The organism is Staphylococcus sp. HMSC062H10 (assembly GCF_001836945.1).
Classification (GTDB): domain Bacteria; phylum Bacillota; class Bacilli; order Staphylococcales; family Staphylococcaceae; genus Staphylococcus; species Staphylococcus aureus.
In genome coordinates, this window is the sequence record NZ_KV831003.1 from 86,997 (window position 1) to 109,315 (window position 22,319).

Genomic DNA, 22,319 nt, shown 5'->3' on the forward strand with positions numbered 1-22,319 from the left:
ATTTTATTTGTCGATAAAATTAAATATAGTGCCATAATTATAATACGATACATCTTCAAATGATGATTTCACAACATTTTTTGTATCAAAAATCACTTTATGCTTCATTTTATCAAAATGACTGTCCGATAAATTTTTAAATTCTGAGTGGTCACTTAAAATCAATACTAGCGATGCGTCTTTGACAGCATGTGACATATCATGTTCCACAAAATCTAATTCAACATGTGGATCATAAGCACATACTTCTATGTCTGGTTCTTGATTTAATAGCTCATAAATATCAAATGCTGGTGATTCTCTTATATCATCAACATCACCTTTATAAGTTAAACCAAATACTGTGACTTTATTCCCACTCAACGCTTTGATGATTTGCTTCGTTGTATCAACAACATAGGCCGGCATTGAATTATTAATTTCACGTCCAGTTTGAATTAACTTTGCATTTTCAGGGTCTTTAGCAATAATAAAGTACGGATCAACAGCTAAACAATGACCGCCTACTCCTGGACCAGGTTGATGGATATTAACACGCGGATGTTTGTTTGCCATTTCAATCACAACTAATACATTAATATTTAAGTTATTGCAAATTTTTGTTAATTCATTAGCTAAAGCAATATTCACGTCTCTATATGTGTTTTCCATTAGCTTACTCATTTCAGCAGTACGTGCATCTGTTTCAATCATTTCTCCCTGAACAAATGTGCGATAGACATATTTACCCGCTTCAATACAAGCTTTAGTCACACCGCCAATGATGCGATTGTTATGAACTAATTCTTCTAAAATTTTTCCTGGCAGTACACGTTCTGGACAATGCACTAAATAAATATCTTCACCTATTGTAAACCCTAAATTTTCAATGACTGGTTTTACAAAATCATCCATCGTTTTAGGCGCAATTGTCGACTCTACAATAATGGTATTTCCTTTTTCTAAAAATGGTAAAATACTATCTAATGCACGCATAACTAGCGAAATGTCACATGACCGGTACTGATCATCATTATTCGGCGTCGGAACGGCAATGATAAAAACATCAGATGCTTCTGGCGTTGTAGATACCTTCAATTTTCCCGATGACAGTACCTCTTCATAAACCTCTTGTAATCCAGGTTCTTCAATACTAATTTGACCACTTTGTAACTTATCAATCGTTTGCTGATTAATATCAACACCAAGCACATCGACGCCATGCTTTGCAAACATAATTGATGTTGGTAAACCAATATAACCTAAGCCAACTACTGTTAACTTCATACTATAACCTCCAAATAAAAACGATTTGTATGTTGATTTTATTTAATAGATGACTTATGCCTTATCTTTGGTTGTCGTTTCATCCATGATGTCCGCAATAACAAGTGACATTTTTCCAGGAATAACTTCAAGTGCATTATTTTTTTCATATAACGTATTGCTGTATGTTAAATTGCCGAATAATTTTCTAAAGACCGACAACTTATTAAAATACTTATTTAGCATTGAAGGCATGTTGATCAATACCGTTTTACGATGTGATTGGCGACGTATTTCATACATTACTGACGATGTATCAAAGTAAAAACTATCTTGAGGATGATATACTCCTGTCACTTCTAATGATATTAATTGATCAATAAATGCTGTCAGATGTTTAATATATAAAGCACTGCGCTGATTTTTAATAACAGGAATGATTGGCAATCGCTTTGACAATTGCATTAACCGTTGGAAATTTCCTGGGCAATGTGCACCATAAATCATTGGTGGTCTCACAATTGCTACTTTAAACGAATCACTAATCAACTCTTGTAATGCTTGTTCAGCGAACTTTTTGGAAATACCATAATTGGTCGTAGGGTTCATTGGTGTTTGTGTATCAATTTGATCTGATTTACCAACCTGACCTTCTTTTCCATAAACTGCCATAGTACTCATAAAAATAAATTGTTTAACGTCTTCAGCTTTAGCCTTTTGTGCCAATTGTTTCGTAAGCAACATATTCACTTGCATATAATCAGTTAGCCTTGCTTGAGGTGAATTGTTGTGAACCAAAGCTGCTGTATGGATTAAAACATCATAATCTTTGAACGAGGTCGACTTCCACAATTGATTCCTAACATTAATTTGATCCACTTGATGTCCTTGTTCAATAAGCTTATCTTTTAAAGCATTACCGATATATCCATGTACGCCTGTAATTAAAATATTTTTTCTCATTAGTGATGCACACCTTCTGAAGTAATAATATTTTTAACCGTTTTATAAATGATATACATATCAAGCATCATAGATTGATGTGTTAAGTAATAATGATCATACGCTACTTTTTGATCATCAGTAATATCATCTCTCCCCATCACTTGAGCTAGTCCTGTCACACCTGGTCTAATCGTATGCACGTTCGCTTTTGTACGTTTTTCGATTAATTCGTATTGATTATAAAGCGCTGGTCTAGGACCTACAATTGACATTTCTCCTTTTAAAACATTCAATAATTGTGGCAATTCATCAATAGAGGTCTTACGAATGACCTTCCCTGTCTTTGTTATATACGATGTTGAATCCATTAAATCAGTTGCAACATTAGGTGTGTCTATTTTCATTGATCTAAACTTATAAATATTAAACAATTCATTATTAATCGTCGGTCTTTTTTGTTTGAAAATGGCTGGTCCAGGTGATTCCATTTTAATTAGTAATGCTGTAATTAACAGAATCGGACTTAAAACTACTAAACCATATATTGAACTCACTACATCGAATAATCGCTTCATAATTATCTCCTCACTTCAACAGATTGTAATACTTTATAGTATTAATTTCTCTCGTATATTTATCTTTAAACAGTTGATGTGCGCGCTCACCCATCTCGTGCAATTCCTTACTCGAGTGAGTGTTGATGAAGTTATAAATGGCATGTTCATCGCCATTATCAATTTGGATACCCGCATCATATTGTTCAACATGTTGAACGATATCAGATTGCTTATCCATGATGAGTACCAACGGCTTCTTAGCTGCAAGGTAGCCATAATTCTTGCTCGGCACGCCTAAACCGACGCCTTCTTTAATCAGCGATGCAATACATACATCCGCAATTTTTAATACGTCAGCATAGTCTGTACCTGTTAAAAACTCAAACATTTTAACATTTTCAATACGATGGTCTTCTATTGCCGTTTTGACATCTGCAAATTTCTTACCATGACCACAAAGTATTGTTAACGTTTGAGGCTGATCCTTATTTAATTTTAAAAATGAAATAAGTGTCTCCATATCCTGTAACTGCCCCATATTACCGCTATACAATAAAATTTTGTCGTATTGCTCACGGTAAGCTTTAAATGTGTCATTATAGATATGATTGTCTTGTAACTGACGCATGTCATACCAGTTAGGAATCACATGGATATTGTCAGCATTTTTAGAAATTTGATGATTTAGTAAGTAGTTTTTCATTTCCGTACCAAGGACTATGACATTTTCAGCATTCTTATAGACATGTCTATTAATGTAACGCATCAGTTTATCAATCATGCTACCTGGACGTGTTGCACCTGTCTTAATCGCATTATCAGGTGCTATATCATACACCACAAAAGAATATTTTTTCTTAAGCAGTCTGTGTAGTACGTCTGGTATTAATGGCAAGATTGGTGGATTAGAGTAAACAAGAATCTGATCATATTTCAACATTTTAGGTATATTAATCACGAATTTTGAAAATAAACTAAAGAAATTGATGATCCTTCCAACCTTACTTTTGTTATTAAATCTCGAATACTTGAGACGTCGAATGCGAATACCACGATGCATCTCGGTTTTAGATATATCTCGATGATTACTATATTCATATGGCCATCCACACATGACATCGACATTAATGTGATTCGCAATTAAATCTTCCGCCAATTGAGTTGGTAACGTCGCAGAAGATACATATTCCGGATAAAAATACTGACATAAAATCAAAATCTTTTTTTCACTCATCTAATCGACGTCCTTTTTATTAATGAATTTAGACTAAGAATTTTTGAACTGTTTATTTTTAGCAAAATAATAGAGTGCTATGAAAAATATCATGTAAGATACGATTAAAACAGCTGTATTAATAGATACAAAGTTTAAAAAAGTTAGATTAAGCATTTTTGATATAACAAATGTTACAGTAGTACCTATTAAAAATAACGCTTGTAGTATTAATTCTAACTGTTGTTTTTGTAATACAATCACAGAAAGTGATACCGTTGATACAATCAGCCTTATAACAAATAATGGGATAACAATTTTTATAACTGTAATTGCGTCAACCCAACTGTGTCCTATTAATATATTGACTAATTCTTCACTAAATAAATAAAGTGGCACATAAAGAATTATCGAAACGATAACTAGTGTGGAACTAAATTTAAGTAATAAATTTCGGAAGTTACCACGTTCAATATAATAGTCATTAGCTTGTTGCATAAATATTTTTGATAACCCTAGTGAAATAATTGTCACTGGTATACCTAATACTCTTATAGCCATACCATAAATACCTACTTCTGTATTGGTATACAAAATACCTATAAAGAACACAACAACTGAGAAAGACAAACTATTTAATAATATTGATGGTGTTGAATAAACTAACTGATTTTTATTTTCTAAAAATAATGCTTTAGTTTCTTCCTTATTTCTCACAATATTAAAGTGCTTTTTAAACGTTTTATATCCTAGTGTAATGCCTGTGATATAGGATAATGAAAAACCAATAATTAATCCTAGACTTCCTAATGATAAAAGTCCGAAAATGATTTGAAGTAAAGCCATTGATCCAGCTCTAAACACATTGATCAAACTTAACACTTTATATTTCCGTTCCTTATTTAGATAATTTGTAAATATGTTTGTTAAACTTACCAAAAACAACATAATAATAATGAAAATAAAATCTAATATAAAGTTTGGGTACAACCATGCACTAATGGCAAGTATTGGTATCAGTATTAATAAAATAAGCAATGATATCAAAAAACTGATTTGTGAAAGTATATTAGCACTACGGTCATTTTTGGCATTCACAATCAATAAATCGTATCTCGCATTTATTATTGGTATTAAAATCATTGCGATATTTGAAAAAATTGTAAACTCACCAAATTCTGCAGGTGAATATAGTCTTGTAATAATTGGGGTAGTGATGATTAATATGACTTGAGCGATGCCACTACTTAAAATCATTAAGAACGAATCGCCAATAAATTTATTTAATCTCATAATCAACCTCAGATTTTCTTGATGACTTTCGCTGGATTGCCACCTATAACAACGTTACCTTCTGGAAAACTTTTTGTTACAACTGACCCAGCCCCTACAATTGTATGTTCCCCCAATTCTACTCCTGGTAATATAACTGAGTTCATTCCAATCCAACTATAATTCCCTATTTTGACATCTTCACCTGGTGCATGTGACTTCAAATTTTTAATATTATGATTAGCTGTAATAATACCTACGTTTGGCGCTATATAAACACCTCTACCTATATATATAACTGCTGAAAAATTATTAAAATACGTCCCGGGCGATTGGAAAATATGAATATCATTTTTATCAAAAACAATGTTATTAGGGTTATGCATTCTAACAGTTATATCTGCAGGAAATGGCAAGCTCGTATTTATTCCTAACAGCTTGAACGGAACAGCTTTCCACGCCCATAACCATCCAGCCACTTTATTTTCAAAATAATATCCAGTTAAATATTCTTTCTTATAAAATAATAATAGTGGTGTATTCATTAATCTAAATATTTTCGATTTCATAAATGTTTTTACAATCATTCTATCCCTACTTTTTTAGTAAATTTTTTTATTATAATGCCTGGGATAATAGCTATAACATATACAACTAAAATCATAGAAATCAATGTGATTAATGGTGTCGGGTGACTAAAAATACTCGTAATAAGTCTCATATAAATATATGTACCAATAAATATCACTTCTAACGAATGACTCTTCCGAATAATATACTCACTCAGAAATGCAAAAAAGATATTTGCAATTAAATTCAAATAGAAGAATAAGGGTCCAAAATAAATAATTCCATATCCAGCACTCGAAATAAGATGACCAGTCAATTGTTTACTACCATATATCAATTGGTTAAAAAGTTGGCTAGTAATCAACTGCTTTTTATCTAAGAAGAAATTAAAGCCAAAAACAGCTCTGGTATTATCAAATAAATATTGTTTGAACGAACCATTATAGTAATTCAAATAGTCTATAGAAGCTGCAATATTGCTAGGTCCATAAAAATATGATTGCAACGTGTCAACTATTTTAAGATTACTTACACTTGTACTATTTAACGCCTCGCTATATGAACTATAATTAAACACATACAATTCTTTATATAGTGTCATCAATGCTAATACGAAAATTCCAACAGAAATAATAACGATATTGATACGTCTTTTGTGCTTAGAAAACAAGAGTGACACCACTGTTAAAACAGCAACCATCGTATAAAGTTGGTAACTTCTTCTTTCACCAACAATTAAACTAATATTTAAAATCCCTATAGCTAGCGGCATTACAACATAAATAATTTTAGGATTCTCTTTATACTTTTTATATGAAGCATATGCGATTATTAAGAATAATAATGCTAAGGCAAGTTGAAACAGCATTACAAAAAGGACATTTAAACCACTTGTTACTTCGGTTCCTCTTCCCATTGCATCTGTTTTAATAATTAAAAATGATATATTTTTACGCACTTCAGGAAAAGCTACAAAAATCCCACAAATAACAAGACCAAACACAATGTAATAAATTGATGAACCAGAAAGTGTAAAGCTACTTCTTGATATCACTTCATGTTTGAATAATTTAGATAGTATTAATATAAATAGTGAGCCTATGATAAACTCTACACTCATATAAATAACTGCTTGATTAAAATAAGCTTGTCCTAATGGTAAATTATCTATAGTTGAATCCTGGAAAAACACTATCATAGCAGGTATAAATACTAATCTAAGAAAACCTAAAACATCGTATACAATTTTCGAAAATTTAAAATTCGGATTATTCGAGAAGCTTATAAAGAGCTTTCCTACTCCATAACTTATAGGTGCTAAAAATAATAAAGGTTTATCACCTAACATAAGGCAAGGAAACATTAAAATGGCGATAACATATGAAGTGACATTGTATATCTTACTCATTAAATATCCTGCCTATCTCTTGATAGAACTGTTTATTATTTCCAATTACATCATTTCTATAAGCTTCTCTTTTATGATTAATGTCAATTACATCCAAATTGTTATACCAATCCATCAATTCATCACCAATACCTTTTAAATTTTCTGGATTAATACTAAAACCCAGTCCGAATTTATTAGCTTCTGTAGCGGTGAATGTATCATCTGTTGTAATAATAGGTTTATTTAAAAACAACGCATAATACATTCTTATGGATAAAGCAGTATCTAAAGCAATATTTTGATTACCAAACAAATTATTAAGTATATCAATTTCATTTAAATATTTCGGTGTTTCTTTCAAATCAAACCCACCAGAAAACGTTACATTATTAATATAATTTTCTCGTGCAAAGGCTTCTAATTCTTCAGACCCTGTTCCAAAATATTGCATATGGAACCTTGAATCATTTGCCAGTTCCTTTATCAACTTTTGATTTATCTCGTTAAATCTAACATTGCCTATAAAACCTATATTAATTGGCCATCGTTTTTTGAATTCTTCGCTCACATTACTTTCTCTAATAATATTCATGTTATAACTATAAATAATTCTATATTTTTCAGATTTAGGTAAAAATTTAAGAAAACCTTCTGAAGATAATGTTGTTAGCCTGCTGGCATCAACAATCTTTTTCATTCTATACTTAATAAGTTTATTATTTTCAAAAAAATAATCTCTGATATTTAAAATAAATTTATCTTTGTAGCTTCTTTCTAGAAACCTTTTAAATAAGTGGCCTGTGTAACTTCCCCATACTATGACAAAATCATAATGATTTTCTTCAAGAATTTTCTTGGCATATGGTCTAAATCGATAGTAAGCAATAGCTTTTTTGATAAAAGACCAATCTTCTTTAATATCTACTCTATATTTATAGTAATTATTAATGCCTTGGATATGTTCTTCGATATCATATTTGTCAGTATATATAATGTCCACTTCATTAATGTTCAAATCAATATGGTTTAAATAATGTGATAATAATGACATATGCTTAATGTTTGTAGCGCCAAGAATCGCTATCCTCATCGTCATTTCCTCCAAGTATTTCGATTGATAATATCTTTATAGCTTTGAATAATTTTAACTACCTTTGTCGAAACGTTAGTGTCTTTATAATCAATAGCATCAATCATCGGTTCGTTATTGTTTTGCATCTCTCTTGCTAGTTCAACGGATTGGATTAGATTGTTATAGGTAATACCACCTACAATAACCGTACCTTTATCTAGTACTTCCGGTCTTTCTGTGGAAGTTCGAATAAGGACACCAGGGAACTTCAAAATAGACGACTCTTCTGACAATGTTCCACTATCTGATAGCACAACAAATGCATCTTTTTGCAATGCATTATAATCAAAGAAACCAAATGGCTTTAACTGTTTAACTAATGGATCAAATTCAAATTTACTTTCTTCAATTTTCTTCCAACTTCTTGGATGCGTTGAATAAATCACAGGCATTTTATACTTTTTGGCAATATCATTTATCGCATTCATTAATGATTTAAAATTCTTTTCATTATCGATATTCTCTTCTCTATGCGCAGATACTAAAATGTATTGTTGCGGTTCTAATCCTAGTTTATTTAAAACGTCACTGTGATTAATTTTATCTCGATGCGCTTCTATCACTTCTGTCATCGGTGATCCTGTCACAAAGATATTCGCTTTATTGAAGCCTTCATCTAATAAATACCGTCTGCTATGTTCCGTATAAGGTAGATTCACATCACTGACATGGTCAACAATTTTACGATTGATTTCTTCAGGTACATTCTGATCAAAGCATCTATTACCCGCTTCCATATGAAACACAGGAATCTTTAATCGTTTAGCAGATACTGCTGCTAAACAACTATTTGTATCACCAAGAATTAAAAGTGCATCCGGTTGTTCGCGTAATAAAACGTCATACGTCTTCGCAATAATATTCCCCATCGTTTCTCCGAGGTTACTTCCAACAGCCTCTAAGTAGTGGTCCGGTTGTCTTAATTCCAAATCATCAAAGAAAATTTGATTCAATGTATAATCATAATTTTGACCAGTGTGTACTAATATCTGATTAAAATATTGATCACATGCTTTAATCGTTGATGATAAACGAATGATTTCAGGCCTTGTACCAACTATTGTCATTAATTTTAGTTTTTCCATGCGCTATACCTCCAAGAAATACGTATCTGGCTGATTTGGATCAAACATTTCATTCACCCACATAATAGTTACCATATCTGTGTCGCCTAAATTTTCAATATTATGTGTGTATCCTACTGGTATGTCTACAACTTCTAATTTGTCGCCAGAAACGTAATATTCAATGATTTCATCATCATTAACATGTCTAAAACGAATTACCCCTTTACCTGATACGACTAGAAATTTTTCGTTTTTAGTATGATGCCAGTGATTACCTTTAGTAATACCTGGCTTAGAAATATTTACAGAAACTTGACCACGATCCGGTGTTTTTATAAATTCTGTAAAAGAACCCCTATCATCCACATTCATAAGTAAGGGATAACTAAAGTCTGTACTAGGTAGATAGCTTAAATACGTACTATACAAATCTTTTTCAAATAAGTTATCTAATTTCGGCAATGTTCGATCGAGACGTGACTGTTTGAACTTGTATAATGAATCTACAATTTCTCCCAATGTCACTTTAAATACATTTGGTACTGTAGGTACACCATTTTCAATCGTTGGATTTCCTTCAATAGCACGTTTTATTTCAGCGACGATATCATCCACGTAGTTTAGTGTTAGTTCAACGTCCCGATTATTAACTTGAATCTCTTCGTTACGTGCAATTTTGTAACAAAATGTTGCTATCACTGAGTTATAATTCGGCTTACACCACTTGCCGAATAAATTTGGCCAGCGATAAATATAAACCGTATTGCCATACTCTTCGGCATATTGTCTTAATAGCTGTTCACCTTGCAACTTACTCTCACCATAAGGATTATCTTGTGTTGCTTGTATTGAAGACGATAATAATATCGCTGGCTTCTTCGTATTTCTAGTTAATATATCAAGTACATGATCTAAATAACTCACATTTCCTAAGCTGAATTCTTTGTGGTGTTCAGGTCGATTAACACCTGCTAAATGTACGACAAAGTCTGCTTTCAACAATGTTGACTCTAATACTTCCTCTTTAGTTTGTCGATGTACTTCGAAAATATGATGATCTGTCGTTGATGTTAAATCTGCTTTCAAGTTTTTTCCTACAAAACCATGTGCCCCTGTAATTACAATATTCAACGTCACTCTCTCCTATCTCATTGAAGCTTTATAATCATTCAATTCGTTTCTAACATATTCCAGTGTTAGTAGTTTTTCTTTTATCTCTTCCACCGTTAAAATATGTGTATTATCGGAGTTATATTCATAAGATTGCGTAATCTTTTCGTTACCGGTTTCAACATAATTACTATAATTTAAATCTCTGGAGTCTGCCGGCACTCTAAAATAATCACCCATATCTTCACATTGTGCATATTCTTCTCTTGTCAACAACGTTTCTGCTTTTTTCTCTCCATGTCGCGTACCAATGATTTCAATTGCATTATCAGCTTCAAACAATTCTAATAATGCGGTCGCAAGATCCCCTACTGTGGAGCTTGGTGCTTTTTGAACCATAATATCGCCTGTCTCTGCATGCTTAAATGCATGAACAACTAGTTCTACGGCATCTTCTAAACTCATTAAAAATCTTGTCATATCAGGATCTGTAATCGTTAAAGGTTCTCCAGCTTTGATTTTATCGATAAACAAAGGAATTACTGAACCTCTTGAAGCCATCACATTACCGTATCTTGTACCGCAAATAAGCGTTTGTTCACTACGAATATTTCTTGATTTAGCTACAAATACTTTTTCCATCATTGCTTTCGAAATACCCATAGCATTAATAGGATACGCTGCCTTATCTGTAGATAAACATATGACTTTTTTAACATTTTGATGAATCGCACTTTGTAAGACATTTTCTGTACCAATAATATTTGTCTTCACTGCCTCAACTGGAAAGAATTCACATGACGGTACTTGTTTTAAAGCTGCTGCATGGAATACGTAATCAACATCTCGCATTGCTGTTTCTACACTTTGACTATCACGTACATCACCAATGTAGAACTTTAATTTTGAATTATTATATTTTTTTCGAATGTCATCTTGTTTTTTCTCATCGCGTGAAAAAATACGGATTTCTTTAATATTAGAGTCTAAAAAACGTTTCATAACAGCATTACCGAATGATCCTGTGCCTCCAGTAATTAATAAAATTTTGTCATCGAACATAATTATCTCCCTTTTCGCCATTGGCATAGTTAATAATTTTTTCTTTACTAAAATCATTGACGATGTCTTGAATAATCGCGTTAACTTCATTGCATTGCATATGTTGTACTTTACCGCGATAAATTTTTTCAAATACTTGTTCTGGGTGAATTTCATCCTTATTCATCAATTCTTCAAACATTTTTTCGCCGGGTCTAATCCCTGTATAAGTAATGCGTATGTCGTCTTCTTTTTTACCACTTAGCTTAATTAAATTACGTGCCAAATCTACAATTTTCACTGGTTCTCCCATGTCTAACACAAATACTTCGCCACCTTCTGCTAATGCCCCTGCCTGCAAAACTAACCTAGACGCCTCAGGAATCGTCATAAAGTATCGTGTCATTTCAGGATGCGTTACAGTAACTGGACCACCCGCTTCGATTTGACTTTTGAAAAGTGGAATCACAGATCCTCTCGATCCAAGTACATTACCAAATCTCACTGCAACAAAATTTGTTCGATGCGTTTCATCATTTAAACTTTGAATAATCATTTCTGCAATTCGCTTTGAAGCTCCCATGACATTAGGCGGATTAACGGCTTTATCCGTAGAAATCATAACGAATTTCTTTACCTCTGCATTTTTAGCAGCTTCAGCAGTATTTTTCGTACCTAAAATATTATTACGTACTGCTTCTTCAGGGTTGTCTTCCATTAACGGCACGTGCTTGTGTGCTGCTGCATGATAAACTGCGTATGGTTTATACATTTCCATAATTTCAAACATACGCGCTCTATTTTGCACATCCGCTATAATAGGAACGATATCAACATTTTTTCCGAAGCGATTTCGCAATTCACGATTGATTAAATAAATACTGTTTTCACCATGGCCAAGTAGAATAATACGTTCTGGATAGAAATTACAAACTTGTCTACAAATTTCTGATCCTATTGAACCACCTGCACCCGTAACTAAAATAGTTTTATTCGTCAATTCATTTGATATCATATCCATATCTAATTCAACAGGATCTCTGCCTAGTAAATCTTCTACTTCAACTTTTTTCAGTTGGTTCACTTCTAACTCACCAGACATGACATCTTCTATATTTGGCATTTTCAATAACTCAACGCCATCCATATGGCAAATATTATTAATTTCTTTCAAACGCTCTTGACCAATAGTTGGAATTGCAATGATGATTTTTTTAATCTTATATTTCCTCACTAGTTCTGGAATATCCGCAATTTTGCCTTGGACTTTTACACCCTCAGTAATTGTGATATTGCGCTTATGTTCGTCATCATCGACTGCTAATACCGGTTCAAGTTTCATTTCGTCACTTTTCAACATTTGTCTAATCAGCATTGAACCTGCTTGACCAGCACCAACAACTAAAGTTGGCTTCTTATTAAATGACTTACCTCCAAGGTATTTCCGATAAATACGCCAAAATAACCTTGAGCCACCTATTAAAATCAAGTGCATCATCCAAGTAATTAAATACAATCTAAAAAACGGTCTATTGCCTGTAACAATTGTCACGACCACCATCGTAATAACGATAGATGTCGTCACAGCTTTAACAATTAAAATCAATTCACTCACACTGGCATATTCCCACGCTCGATGATACATATTAAAAATAAATGCTGAAATATGATGCGATATGAATAGTGATATAGCTGCCAATATTAATAATTTGACAGAATATGTTTTGAAATACGGTTCTAAAATGTAATAACTTACGAATACTGAAAATGTCACTATCAGTGAATCGATTAATGCTAGTATTAAAAGCCGCAATTTCACAGATAAATGTGCCATAAAACCCCTCATTTGCTGTTTATAACCCAAACCATCTTTTCTGTTTATAATCTTGTTGTGGCATTCGTTTAGGAATTTTTTTATCATCAACAACTAACTTCGCATTACTAATAAATCCGTTCATATCTTCATAATAATCACGTAATTTCTTATCATTAAATAAGTCTTTCATTAAGAACGGTCTGATTTCTGTGTTATGCGCATCTGAACCGATGAAATGTGTCAGATTGTTTTCAATCATTTGAATTGCTAATTTTCTAATTTTTTTACCGGAAATACCCGCTAATGACGCCGTTGTCACTTGACTTAAAGCACCTTTGTTAATTAAATCGTATAGTATGTCAAGGTTTTGACTTATTGCTTTATTCCGCTCTGGATGTGCAATAATCGGTACAAAGCCTTTACTCTGTAATTCGAAAAATAATTGATCAGTATAGTGTGGAACTTCATTTGATGGAAATTCTATTAGTAAATAACGTGAATCATTAATACCGGTAATAACTTTTCGATCAATATCATTAAGGATTTGATCGGTAATTCTTATTTCCTGACCATAATAAAACTTTAGATTTAGTGCTTGTACTTCCTCTAAGCTTTCAATATGGTTTAAACATGATTTCACTTTTTCTATAGGTGTGGTATATCGAGGATGTAAGTGATGTGATGTTACAATAATTTCTGTAACACCTTGTGTTGTCGCTTGTTTTAAAAGATCCAGCATCTCTGTTTCATTTGTCGGACCGTCATCGATATTCGGCAATATATGGTTATGAATATCAATCATACTTATTCATCTCCATAATAGTGATAATAACTAGAAGATTTATCTACTTTTGCCTTATTTAAAATGACGCCTAGAATGTTACTGCCTGCTTTTTCCATAAGTGTTTTAGCTTTTTTAACTTCATTTTTATCATTTTTTTCACTATCAATTACTAACAGACTATCTTTAATAGCACGCGCATATAGTTGTGCATCCGTCACTGTGTTGACCGGTGGCGTATCAACGATAATGATGTCATAACGCTCATTGAAAATATCAACTAACTCTTTAAATCTTTCAGACCCAATTAACTCAGATGGATTTGGAGGTACAGGACCAGCTGTTAGTAAATCTAAATTATCAATTTCTGTCGACGTAATTGCTTCTGACATAGTCGTTCTACCAATGATTAAGCTTGATAGTCCATTATTATTTTGCTCATTAAAAATATAGTTTTGTGTTGGCTTACGCATATCGCCGTCAATAACTAACGTCTTATAGCCTGCTTGTGCATAAGTAATCGCTACATTCGATACAACTGTACTTTTACCTGCACCAGGTTTTTCAGAAGTAACCAACAAGCGCTTTACTTCACCATTTGCTTTTGAAAACATGATGTTTGAACGTATACCTCGAAACTTTTCACTAATTGTTGATTTTGGTTTTTCATACACAAATAGTGTTGTTGTCGTATTTTCCTTTTTTGACATAAGTAGCAACCATCCTTAATTAAATTTTTGAATTGAACCCAATACAGGCAATCCTAATTCTTTCTCTACATCTTCTTCATCTTTAATTCGCTTATCGAAAATTACTTTGAAGAAGATATATATAAGCGCGACAACTAATCCTAAAAAGAATGCACCGATGAGATTCACTACAGTTTTTGGTGCGACTTTAACTGCTGTACCGTCTGCTTTAGATAAAATTGATACGTTATCCACACTCATAATCTTCGGAATTTGTTTACTTGTAACTTTAGCGAAGCTATTCGCAATTTTTTCCGAATCTTGTTTATGACCACTTTTAACTTGGATGTTGATAAGTTGCGTATTTTCTTGGTTTGTAATTGTCAACATACTCGATAATTTAGATGGTGAATACTTATTATTTAAGTCCTTTGACACCTCATCTAAAATTCTAGGACTTTTAACAATTTCTTTATACGTATTTACAAGTTGAATATTACTTTGAACCTCTTGCGCCATAAACTGAGGATTGTCACCCTTAGTTTGATTCACTAAAATTTGAGTGTTAGCTTGATATTTAGGTGATAAGACGAAAAATGTAACAATAGCGCTAATAATTAAAAATAATAGCGGTAAAATAATTAAAATCTTCAAGTTTTTTTGTAATACTTCTTTAATTTTTGTTAATTCTAATGTACTTTCCATTATTTACCTCCCTTAAAAATTTTCATTAAAATTGGTATTATATATATAGTATTTACATATTACATATCGTTTAAACAATTAATTACTTTTAAACCGCATTATTTTCGCATTTTTATTTATATGAAATTAAAAATAATTATACTCTAAAGTAGTAATATTTTGTGAAATGAGTATCAATCTTAATATTTTCTTTATTAAAAAAATGATTGTCTAGGTTGTATCTCTCTGAAGATTTGGCAATAAATAAAAGCCGATAACCGTATAATGATTATCGACTTTAAGTTTATGTGGCATTTTTTACTTTTGTAATTTCAGGTGAGTTAGATGATTATTATCAGATAGATTATTGCTTATAATCATATGATGTTTGAATGATATCTTTGATTTCACTGATTAGTGCTTCTTTAGGATTAGCAGTTGTACACTGATCTTCAAATGCGAGCTCTGCCATTCTATCAATTGACTCATTTAATTCTTCTTCAGACACACCTTGTGATTTCAAATTCATTTCAATTCCGACTGATTGACCTAATTCGTAGACAGCTTTAGCTAATGATTCTACGAGTGCTTCTGTCGTATTACCTTTTAATCCTAAGAATTTGGCAATATCTGCATAATCTGTATCTGCTCTGAAGAACTCATATTTAGGGAATAATGCATGTTTTTGCGGGTCTTTGGCATTATAACGGATAATATGCGGTAGTAATATCGCATTCGCTCTACCATGCGGAATACCATATTCGCCACCAATTTTATGCGCAATTGAGTGTGCAATGCCTAAGAATGCATTTGCAAATGCCATACCAGCCAAAGTTGATGCGTTATGCATTTTCTCTCTTGAAACTTTATCACCTTTTTCAACAGATGATTTTAAATATTCGAACGTCAATTTAATCGCTTGTAGACTCAAACCTCTTGTGTAATCTGAAGCCATTACAGATACATATGATTCCATTGCATGCGTTAGTACATCCATTCCTGTATCTGCTGTAACGCTTTTTGGCACACTCATCACAAATTGAGGGTCAATAATTGCAACATCAGGTGTTAAAGCAAAATCAGCCAACGGATATTTTACATTTGTTTCACTATCTGTGATAACTGCAAATGGTGTTACTTCTGAACCTGTACCTGATGTCGTAGGGATACAAATGAACGTCGCATTTTCAGGCATGCCTATTTTATAAGTACGTTTACCGATGTCTAGGAACTTTTGTTTAGCACCGAAGAATGATGTCTCAGGGTGTTCAAAGAACATCCACATTGCTTTTGCAGCATCCATCGCTGAACCACCACCAAGTGCAATGATTGTATCCGGTTGGAAATCAACCATCATTTCCAGACCTTTATATACTGTATTAGTTGATGGGTTCGGTTCGACTTCGCTAAATATTTTAATTTGAGGCTGTTCCGTTCTTTGTCTTAATACATTCTCAACTGTTTTTGTATAACCGAATTCGACCATACCAGGGTCACAGACAATCATCACTTTTTCAATCTTGTCCATTGTTGTTAGACTCATAATTGCATTTTCTTCAAAATAAATTTGAGCAGGCACCTTGAAAATTTGAGTATTATTACGTCGTTTAGCAATTGTTTTAATGTTTAATAAATCTGTCGCACTAACATTATGTGAAATTGAGTTTCTACCGTACGAACCACAACCTAATGTTAAAGACGGAATCAATTCGTTATACATATCACCAATACCTCCAACCGCTGATGGTGTATTTACAAGTACACGACAAGCTTTCATTCTTAGTCCAAAATCTTTTTGTAATGTTTCATCTTCTGTATGGATAACGGCTGTGTGTCCTAATCCACCAAAATGTAGTGTGTCTTCACAAATTTGAAATGCTTGTTTTGTAGATTGGGCTTTTACTAAGGCTAATACTGGAGATAATTTTTCACGAGATAACGGATAGTCTGAACCTACACCGCTAATTTCGGCTATGATAAGTTTTGTATTTTCGGGGACAGGTATACCTGCTAATTCAGCTATTTCAACTGCAGATTTACCGACAATATCAGGCTTAATACCTGTTTTTTGTTCATTCATAATTGCATTTTCTAAGCGTTGTAATTCATCTTTTTTAACAAAATATGCTTGATGTGCTTTAAATTCATTAGTAACGTCTTTATAAATTTCTTTATCAATGACTACAACTTGTTCAGAAGCACAAATCATACCATTATCAAATGTTTTTGAACCAATGATATCATTTACTGCACGCTTAATGTGTGCTGTTTTTTCAATGTAAGACGGCACGTTACCTGGTCCCACACCTAATGCCGGTTTACCAGTTGAATATGCAGACTTAACCATGCCCGAACCACCTGTTGCTAGAACTAATGCAATACCTTTGTGATTCATTAATTGTTTTGTTGCTTCGATAGAAGGCACTTCAATCCATTGAATAATATCTTTAGGTGCACCTGCCTTCATTGCCGCTTCTAATACAACTTCTGCTGCACGCTTCGACGATTCTTGTGCACTTGGATGGAATGCAAAAATGATTGGATTTCCTGTCTTAATTGCAATCATCGCTTTAAAAATAGTTGTCGACGTAGGATTTGTTGTTGGCGTAACACCACAAATAACACCAATTGGTTCCGCTACATACGTTAATCCTTTTTCTTTATCTTCACCAATAATCCCTACTGTCTTATTGTCTTTTATTGAATTCCATATATATTCAGAAGCGTATAAATTTTTAATCGCTTTATCTTCGTATATACCTCTTCCAGTTTCTTCATGTGCTAATTTTGCTAGCACCATATGTTGATCAACAGCTGCTAAGCTCATTTGATGAACAATATGATCAATTTCTTCTTGTGACTTTTTAGATAATGTTTCTAATGCTTTTTTCCCTTTGTCAGCTAGAGCATCAATCATAATTGCCACTTCTTGTTCTTTCGATCCACGATTTTCTTTTTCAGGTATAGTTAACATATACAACCACTCCTTTATACTTTGTGAATTATTTCACAAACATTATAGTACATGTCTCTCAGGATATAAAGAAAATTCTATGCAAAAAAGTTTAATTTCGAATATTATTTGAACAAATATCAAATTTTAAAATAAATGTTTTCATGAAATCATTGTTATTTCGGTGTTTTTAGAATGATTTTATAATCATAATTTTTTCAATGACATAATTTATTCATAATTATATATTTAATTCTGAATATTCTTTAATAGCCTAAAAAGCTTGTTATATCGCACAAAACACAACATTAAAAGGTTCTTGTCGATACCTATCAACAGATGTTACACAAAAAAACTCGAACTGAAATGATGATCTTTTCAGCTCGAGGTTTAAATACTGGTACCTTATTTATATAGATTCGTTATATTATATTCTCTATTTTCATTAACATAATCCTTAAAGAGTTTTAAATTAATACCTGCTAGATGATTCAAAAATGTTTCATCAACTTTTAAATAATTCAATAATTTTTGTGGTGTCAGTATATTTCTATCAAAATACAACTTTAATAAACTATTCATTTTGACAGGACGTGACATTTCAATCACGTCGTCTAAAGATAATACTTTCTCGCTTTAAACAAAAACTTACTCGATTAAAATCAAGTAAGTTTTACATATATCCGTCACTTTTCAACTTTAAAATCAACAACTTGCGGGATGCGCATCAAATTATTATTTGATAAAAAATCAATAAGCAATTGTGCGCCTTCAACTTGAATATCTTTCACAACTGGTGCGTCGATATACATATCATACTGACCACCGCCAACAGCACGATAATTATTCACACAAATTGTATATGTCTGCTTTAAATCCACTGGATGACCTTTTATCTTCATGTCACTCACGCGTTCTCCTTTCGGTCTTCCAACATGAATGGTATAACTTACGCCACCATATATATCATAATTAAAGTGTTGTGGTTTAGGTTCAAGGAAGTCTGCGCTCACACTTATTTCTCCATCTTGCACGTCAAAATATTCAGCCGATCGTTCAATGGCATTTTTAAGCTCTGCACCACTTACAGCTAAAACTTTAAATGTATTTGGAAATGGGTAATTGTTAATAACATCTCGCATCGTCACGACTTGCTTGAAACCACTAGCAGAATCAAACAAAGCTGTACAGGCAACATCTGCTCCACTTTTTTCTAATAAAGCGTAATTCATAAAATTAGTAAAAGGATGCGGTGCCACACGTGCCTCAAATGCATGATTAATCGTCATATCATATGGCAATGTTGTAATTTCGTAATCTAACCAGTCCTCTAACTGCTTTCGTATATGTTGGTCATCTTCATCAATAGTAAATGTGGAATCATCTATAACAGGAAGTAATTCACATGATTCAACGGATACATTTTCATATTCATCAGTACTCAAGACAACTTTGCCTACAGTTGTACCTCTCGTACCAGGTTGAATCACAGCCGTTTGCTTAAACCTTTCAGCAATTTGTCGATGTTGGTGACCCGTAATAAAGATATCTATATCTTTAGAAAACGCTTCTAACATGGCATATCCTTCATTTTCACCCGTTAACACTTCGGTCGGCGTACCACTTTCTAAATCCTTTTCAAATCCACCATGGTAACAAACCACAATGATATCTGCATGTCGCTTCATTTCAGGTAAGTGTTGTTGAAGTGTTGCAAAAGCACTATGAAACGTAAGTGACTGAATATGCTCTGGTTGTTCCCAATGGGGAATAAATTGTGTCGTTAAACCTATCACACCAACCGTTTGATCTCCAACCTGAAAATACTGCACACCGTTATCAGTCAATGTACTATCATTTTCATAAATATTAGCGCACAAAACTGGATAATTGAGTCTGCGTAAAGTGTCTTTTAAGTATGGTAATCCATAATTAAATTCATGATTACCAAGCGTACCAAAGTCGAATGCCATTCGATTATAAAAATCAACTAAAGGCTGGCTACTGCCGCTATGATCGATTAAGTAATTACAAAATGGTGACCCTTGCAAAAAATCACCATTATCTATTTTAAAACTTTGGTCAAACTGCCTTCTGTCTTGTTCTATAACATGATTCGCTAGTAACAATCCCATAGGCTGATACTGATTTCTACTCGTAAAATCTGTTGGGAAAATATAACCATGTACGTCACTCACGACATAAAATGCTATATTTGACATCCTCACTCACTCCTTCAATCACAAACATCTTTCTTATTTCTATTATATATTTATTTGAAGTCTGTTGTAATCAAGGTTTTGTCACCGAGTTTTAAACGGATCTTTGAACCTTCCATACTTTCAAGTACTTTAGCATTGACCTTAATTGTGGCATTTCCGTTTTCATCTGCTTTAACTGTTGGCAAAGTACTGTAACCTGGCTGGTTATAATCGTTATCTTTACTTGAAAATTGTCCGATTTGACGTCCGCCTTCTTTGTAAATACCAACTCTAAGATTTTCAAGTGTTTGATTTGCTTCAAATCCTTTTAAATATATTGTCACTTCAAATGGCTCATTTACAGAAACATTTTGCGGGATATCAAATGATACTTTTTCGTTCTGATTTGGTGGCGTATGATCATCTGGTGTGTTTGGCTGAGGATCTGCGCCTTTTTCGCTGCCATAACTACCTGCTTTAAATGTTGTTGGGTCATACCATTTATAACCACTCGGCGGTTGTGACCATGGCTCTTTCTCAGGCTCAGTTGAATGCTCTGGTCGTTCAAAATCAAGCAACTTAGTCTTTGTATCTAATGTTAGGCCACTCGCCTTAAGTGATTTCCCATCATTATCTTTAGACATCCAAGCCGTTATATTATTTAATAGCTTACCGTTGTCTTGTTCTTTAAAACCATCATATGTTTTCTTCTTTTCTCCATTATCTTCTCTTACATATTTGGGCGAACTATCTTCCACAAGTGATGAATCACCGATAAATGCTGCTTTACCTTTTCCAACTTTAGAAATTGCTACATAGGGGCCTTCTGCTTTACCACCCCCATTATAAATACCTTGATCTACAGCATGTGACCATTTACTTTTCGCTGGCAATTGTTCTGGTGTATACACAATACCTTTTGCTTTCTCTGGATTAGTAATTGCTAATGTCGATCCGGCATGCATAGATACAGATTTCACACCTTCAGTAATCCCGAAACTTTCTTTTGAAGAAACAATATTGCTCGTATTTAAATCACCTAGTGCATTATATCGAAAACGTACGCCAAAGTTTGTAGATAACCAATCTGAACTTTTCACACCTTGCATTGCAGTAGAACTTTTTTCTTCTGCATTCATACCTTTCGACATATCTTCATACGCTCCACGTCGATAACCATTCATTGCCTCTGATGAATCAATACGATTTAAATTTCGGTCAGCATTGTAATGATCTGAAATAAAGACAACATTCCCCCCTTGTTTCACATAGTTAACAATTGCTGCCTGTTCTGATTCTTTGAAAGGAATGTTAGCCTCAGGAATTACAAATATTTTGGAACTTTTCAAACTTGCTTCTGTTATGTTCGAATGACCATCAATAGCTTTAACGTCATAGCCTTGTTTTTGTATTGAATCCGCATAATCTGAAAATGCACCATCACTAACCCAATCTGCAGCACCAGCTGTTTGACCATGAGAACGATCGAATAATACCGTTCGCTGTTGCTTTGTAGGTTGCGATTCATGCGTTATAGCTAAAGATTGCGGTAAAACACTTAATGATACCGTTGCAACAATTGCAGAGACAGTTAATGACTTATATATTTTTTTCATTTTGTGAGGCTCCTTTTAAAATAAATTTGTTCTTGAA

At 33.1% G+C, this 22,319-nt stretch carries 18 protein-coding genes and 1 pseudogene; all 19 read right to left on the reverse strand.

Annotation, left to right across the window (positions count from 1 at the left end; all coding sequences use genetic code 11):
• Window positions 1-3: 3 nt before the first annotated feature.
• The 19 genes and pseudogenes from cap8O to HMPREF2658_RS13470 all read right to left on the reverse strand — a co-directional run bounded on the left by cap8O (window position 4) and on the right by HMPREF2658_RS13470 (window position 22,282).
• A complete protein-coding gene (gene cap8O / locus HMPREF2658_RS13380) occupies window positions 4-1,266 on the reverse strand; it encodes a type 8 capsular polysaccharide synthesis protein Cap8O (protein ID WP_000779511.1) in 1,263 nt (420 codons plus the stop codon).
• Window positions 1,267-1,320: 54 nt separating this feature from the next.
• Window positions 1,321-2,208 carry a capsular polysaccharide type 5/8 biosynthesis epimerase CapN gene (capN, locus tag HMPREF2658_RS13385; protein WP_001230683.1) on the reverse strand — a complete coding sequence of 296 codons (888 nt, stop codon included), beginning with the start codon at window positions 2,206-2,208 and terminating at the stop codon, window positions 1,321-1,323.
• Window positions 2,208-2,765 (reverse strand): type 8 capsular polysaccharide synthesis protein Cap8M, encoded by a 558-nt coding sequence (gene cap8M / locus HMPREF2658_RS13390; protein WP_000825099.1) that lies wholly within the window; start codon window positions 2,763-2,765, stop codon window positions 2,208-2,210. Before cap8M ends, capN begins: the two co-directional genes overlap by 1 nt.
• A 10-nt stretch (window positions 2,766-2,775) precedes the next feature.
• Entirely contained in the window at window positions 2,776-3,981 is a 1,206-nt protein-coding gene (gene cap8L / locus HMPREF2658_RS13395; protein WP_001291029.1) for a type 8 capsular polysaccharide synthesis protein Cap8L, read from the reverse strand.
• A 33-nt stretch (window positions 3,982-4,014) separates the two neighbouring features.
• Window positions 4,015-5,253, reverse strand: coding sequence for a type 8 capsular polysaccharide synthesis protein Cap8K (gene cap8K, locus HMPREF2658_RS13400; RefSeq protein WP_054194499.1), 1,239 nt, complete (start codon window positions 5,251-5,253; stop codon window positions 4,015-4,017).
• A gap of 8 nt (window positions 5,254-5,261) precedes the next feature.
• Window positions 5,262-5,819, reverse strand: a complete 558-nt coding sequence (cap8J, locus tag HMPREF2658_RS13405) for a type 8 capsular polysaccharide synthesis protein Cap8J (RefSeq protein ID WP_000636151.1) — start codon at window positions 5,817-5,819, stop codon at window positions 5,262-5,264.
• On the reverse strand, window positions 5,816-7,210 hold the full coding sequence (gene cap8I, locus HMPREF2658_RS13410) for a type 8 capsular polysaccharide synthesis protein Cap8I (protein ID WP_000036954.1): 1,395 nt from the start codon (window positions 7,208-7,210) through the stop codon (window positions 5,816-5,818). Before cap8I ends, cap8J begins: the two co-directional genes overlap by 4 nt.
• A complete protein-coding gene (gene cap8H, locus HMPREF2658_RS13415; protein ID WP_001216936.1) occupies window positions 7,203-8,282 on the reverse strand; it encodes a type 8 capsular polysaccharide synthesis protein Cap8H in 1,080 nt (359 codons plus the stop codon). The genes cap8I and cap8H overlap by 8 nt, the downstream gene beginning before the upstream one ends.
• Window positions 8,283-8,284: 2 nt before the next feature.
• Window positions 8,285-9,409, reverse strand: coding sequence for a type 8 capsular polysaccharide synthesis protein Cap8G (gene cap8G, locus HMPREF2658_RS13420; RefSeq protein WP_000413171.1), 1,125 nt, complete (start codon window positions 9,407-9,409; stop codon window positions 8,285-8,287).
• A gap of 3 nt (window positions 9,410-9,412) precedes the next feature.
• Window positions 9,413-10,522, reverse strand: a complete 1,110-nt coding sequence (cap8F, locus tag HMPREF2658_RS13425) for a type 8 capsular polysaccharide synthesis protein Cap8F (RefSeq protein WP_001028280.1) — start codon at window positions 10,520-10,522, stop codon at window positions 9,413-9,415.
• A 12-nt stretch (window positions 10,523-10,534) separates the two neighbouring features.
• Window positions 10,535-11,563, reverse strand: a complete 1,029-nt coding sequence (cap8E, locus tag HMPREF2658_RS13430) for a type 8 capsular polysaccharide synthesis protein Cap8E (protein WP_000459062.1) — start codon at window positions 11,561-11,563, stop codon at window positions 10,535-10,537.
• Entirely contained in the window at window positions 11,553-13,376 is a 1,824-nt protein-coding gene (gene cap8D, locus HMPREF2658_RS13435; RefSeq protein WP_000940779.1) for a type 8 capsular polysaccharide synthesis protein Cap8D, read from the reverse strand. Before cap8D ends, cap8E begins: the two co-directional genes overlap by 11 nt.
• Before the next feature lie 19 nt (window positions 13,377-13,395).
• Window positions 13,396-14,160: a type 8 capsular polysaccharide synthesis protein Cap8C gene (cap8C, locus tag HMPREF2658_RS13440; RefSeq protein ID WP_000565293.1), complete on the reverse strand. Its 765-nt coding sequence runs from the start codon at window positions 14,158-14,160 to the stop codon at window positions 13,396-13,398.
• 2 nt (window positions 14,161-14,162) lie between these two features.
• Entirely contained in the window at window positions 14,163-14,849 is a 687-nt protein-coding gene (gene cap8B, locus HMPREF2658_RS13445) for a type 8 capsular polysaccharide synthesis protein Cap8B (protein ID WP_000037324.1), read from the reverse strand.
• Between the two features lie 15 nt (window positions 14,850-14,864).
• Window positions 14,865-15,533: a capsular polysaccharide type 5/8 biosynthesis protein CapA gene (gene capA / locus HMPREF2658_RS13450; RefSeq protein ID WP_000446307.1), complete on the reverse strand. Its 669-nt coding sequence runs from the start codon at window positions 15,531-15,533 to the stop codon at window positions 14,865-14,867.
• A gap of 343 nt (window positions 15,534-15,876) precedes the next feature.
• Window positions 15,877-18,486 (reverse strand): bifunctional acetaldehyde-CoA/alcohol dehydrogenase, encoded by a 2,610-nt coding sequence (gene adhE, locus HMPREF2658_RS13455; RefSeq protein ID WP_000955801.1) that lies wholly within the window; start codon window positions 18,484-18,486, stop codon window positions 15,877-15,879.
• Window positions 18,487-18,870: 384 nt separating this feature from the next.
• Window positions 18,871-19,083: pseudogene (locus HMPREF2658_RS13460) on the reverse strand (zinc peptidase); the annotation flags it as partial.
• Window positions 19,084-19,151: 68 nt separating this feature from the next.
• The gene (locus HMPREF2658_RS13465) at window positions 19,152-20,687 is read right to left on the reverse strand and encodes a bifunctional metallophosphatase/5'-nucleotidase (protein WP_000065022.1); all 1,536 of its coding nucleotides are present in this window, start codon (window positions 20,685-20,687) and stop codon (window positions 19,152-19,154) included.
• Between the two features lie 50 nt (window positions 20,688-20,737).
• A complete protein-coding gene (locus tag HMPREF2658_RS13470) occupies window positions 20,738-22,282 on the reverse strand; it encodes a hypothetical protein (RefSeq protein ID WP_000725618.1) in 1,545 nt (514 codons plus the stop codon).
• Window positions 22,283-22,319 lie beyond the last annotated feature (37 nt).

Coding starts and splice junctions, on each gene's coding strand:
- HMPREF2658_RS13465 (WP_000065022.1), bottom strand. CDS start 20,687: ATGTCAAATATAGCATTTTATGTCGTGAGTGACGTACATGGTTATATT.
- adhE (WP_000955801.1), bottom strand. CDS start 18,486: ATGTTAACTATACCTGAAAAAGAAAATCGTGGATCGAAAGAACAAGAA.
- cap8H (WP_001216936.1), bottom strand. CDS start 8,282: ATGAGGATAGCGATTCTTGGCGCTACAAACATTAAGCATATGTCATTA.
- cap8I (WP_000036954.1), bottom strand. CDS start 7,210: ATGAGTAAGATATACAATGTCACTTCATATGTTATCGCCATTTTAATG.
- capN (WP_001230683.1), bottom strand. CDS start 2,208: ATGAGAAAAAATATTTTAATTACAGGCGTACATGGATATATCGGTAAT.
- cap8C (WP_000565293.1), bottom strand. CDS start 14,160: ATGATTGATATTCATAACCATATATTGCCGAATATCGATGACGGTCCG.
- cap8E (WP_000459062.1), bottom strand. CDS start 11,563: ATGTTCGATGACAAAATTTTATTAATTACTGGAGGCACAGGATCATTC.
- cap8M (WP_000825099.1), bottom strand. CDS start 2,765: ATGAAGCGATTATTCGATGTAGTGAGTTCAATATATGGTTTAGTAGTT.
- capA (WP_000446307.1), bottom strand. CDS start 15,533: ATGGAAAGTACATTAGAATTAACAAAAATTAAAGAAGTATTACAAAAA.
- cap8D (WP_000940779.1), bottom strand. CDS start 13,376: ATGGCACATTTATCTGTGAAATTGCGGCTTTTAATACTAGCATTAATC.
- cap8J (WP_000636151.1), bottom strand. CDS start 5,819: ATGATTGTAAAAACATTTATGAAATCGAAAATATTTAGATTAATGAAT.
- cap8K (WP_054194499.1), bottom strand. CDS start 5,253: ATGAGATTAAATAAATTTATTGGCGATTCGTTCTTAATGATTTTAAGT.
- cap8L (WP_001291029.1), bottom strand. CDS start 3,981: ATGAGTGAAAAAAAGATTTTGATTTTATGTCAGTATTTTTATCCGGAA.
- cap8B (WP_000037324.1), bottom strand. CDS start 14,849: ATGTCAAAAAAGGAAAATACGACAACAACACTATTTGTGTATGAAAAA.
- HMPREF2658_RS13470 (WP_000725618.1), bottom strand. CDS start 22,282: ATGAAAAAAATATATAAGTCATTAACTGTCTCTGCAATTGTTGCAACG.
- cap8O (WP_000779511.1), bottom strand. CDS start 1,266: ATGAAGTTAACAGTAGTTGGCTTAGGTTATATTGGTTTACCAACATCA.
- cap8G (WP_000413171.1), bottom strand. CDS start 9,409: ATGGAAAAACTAAAATTAATGACAATAGTTGGTACAAGGCCTGAAATC.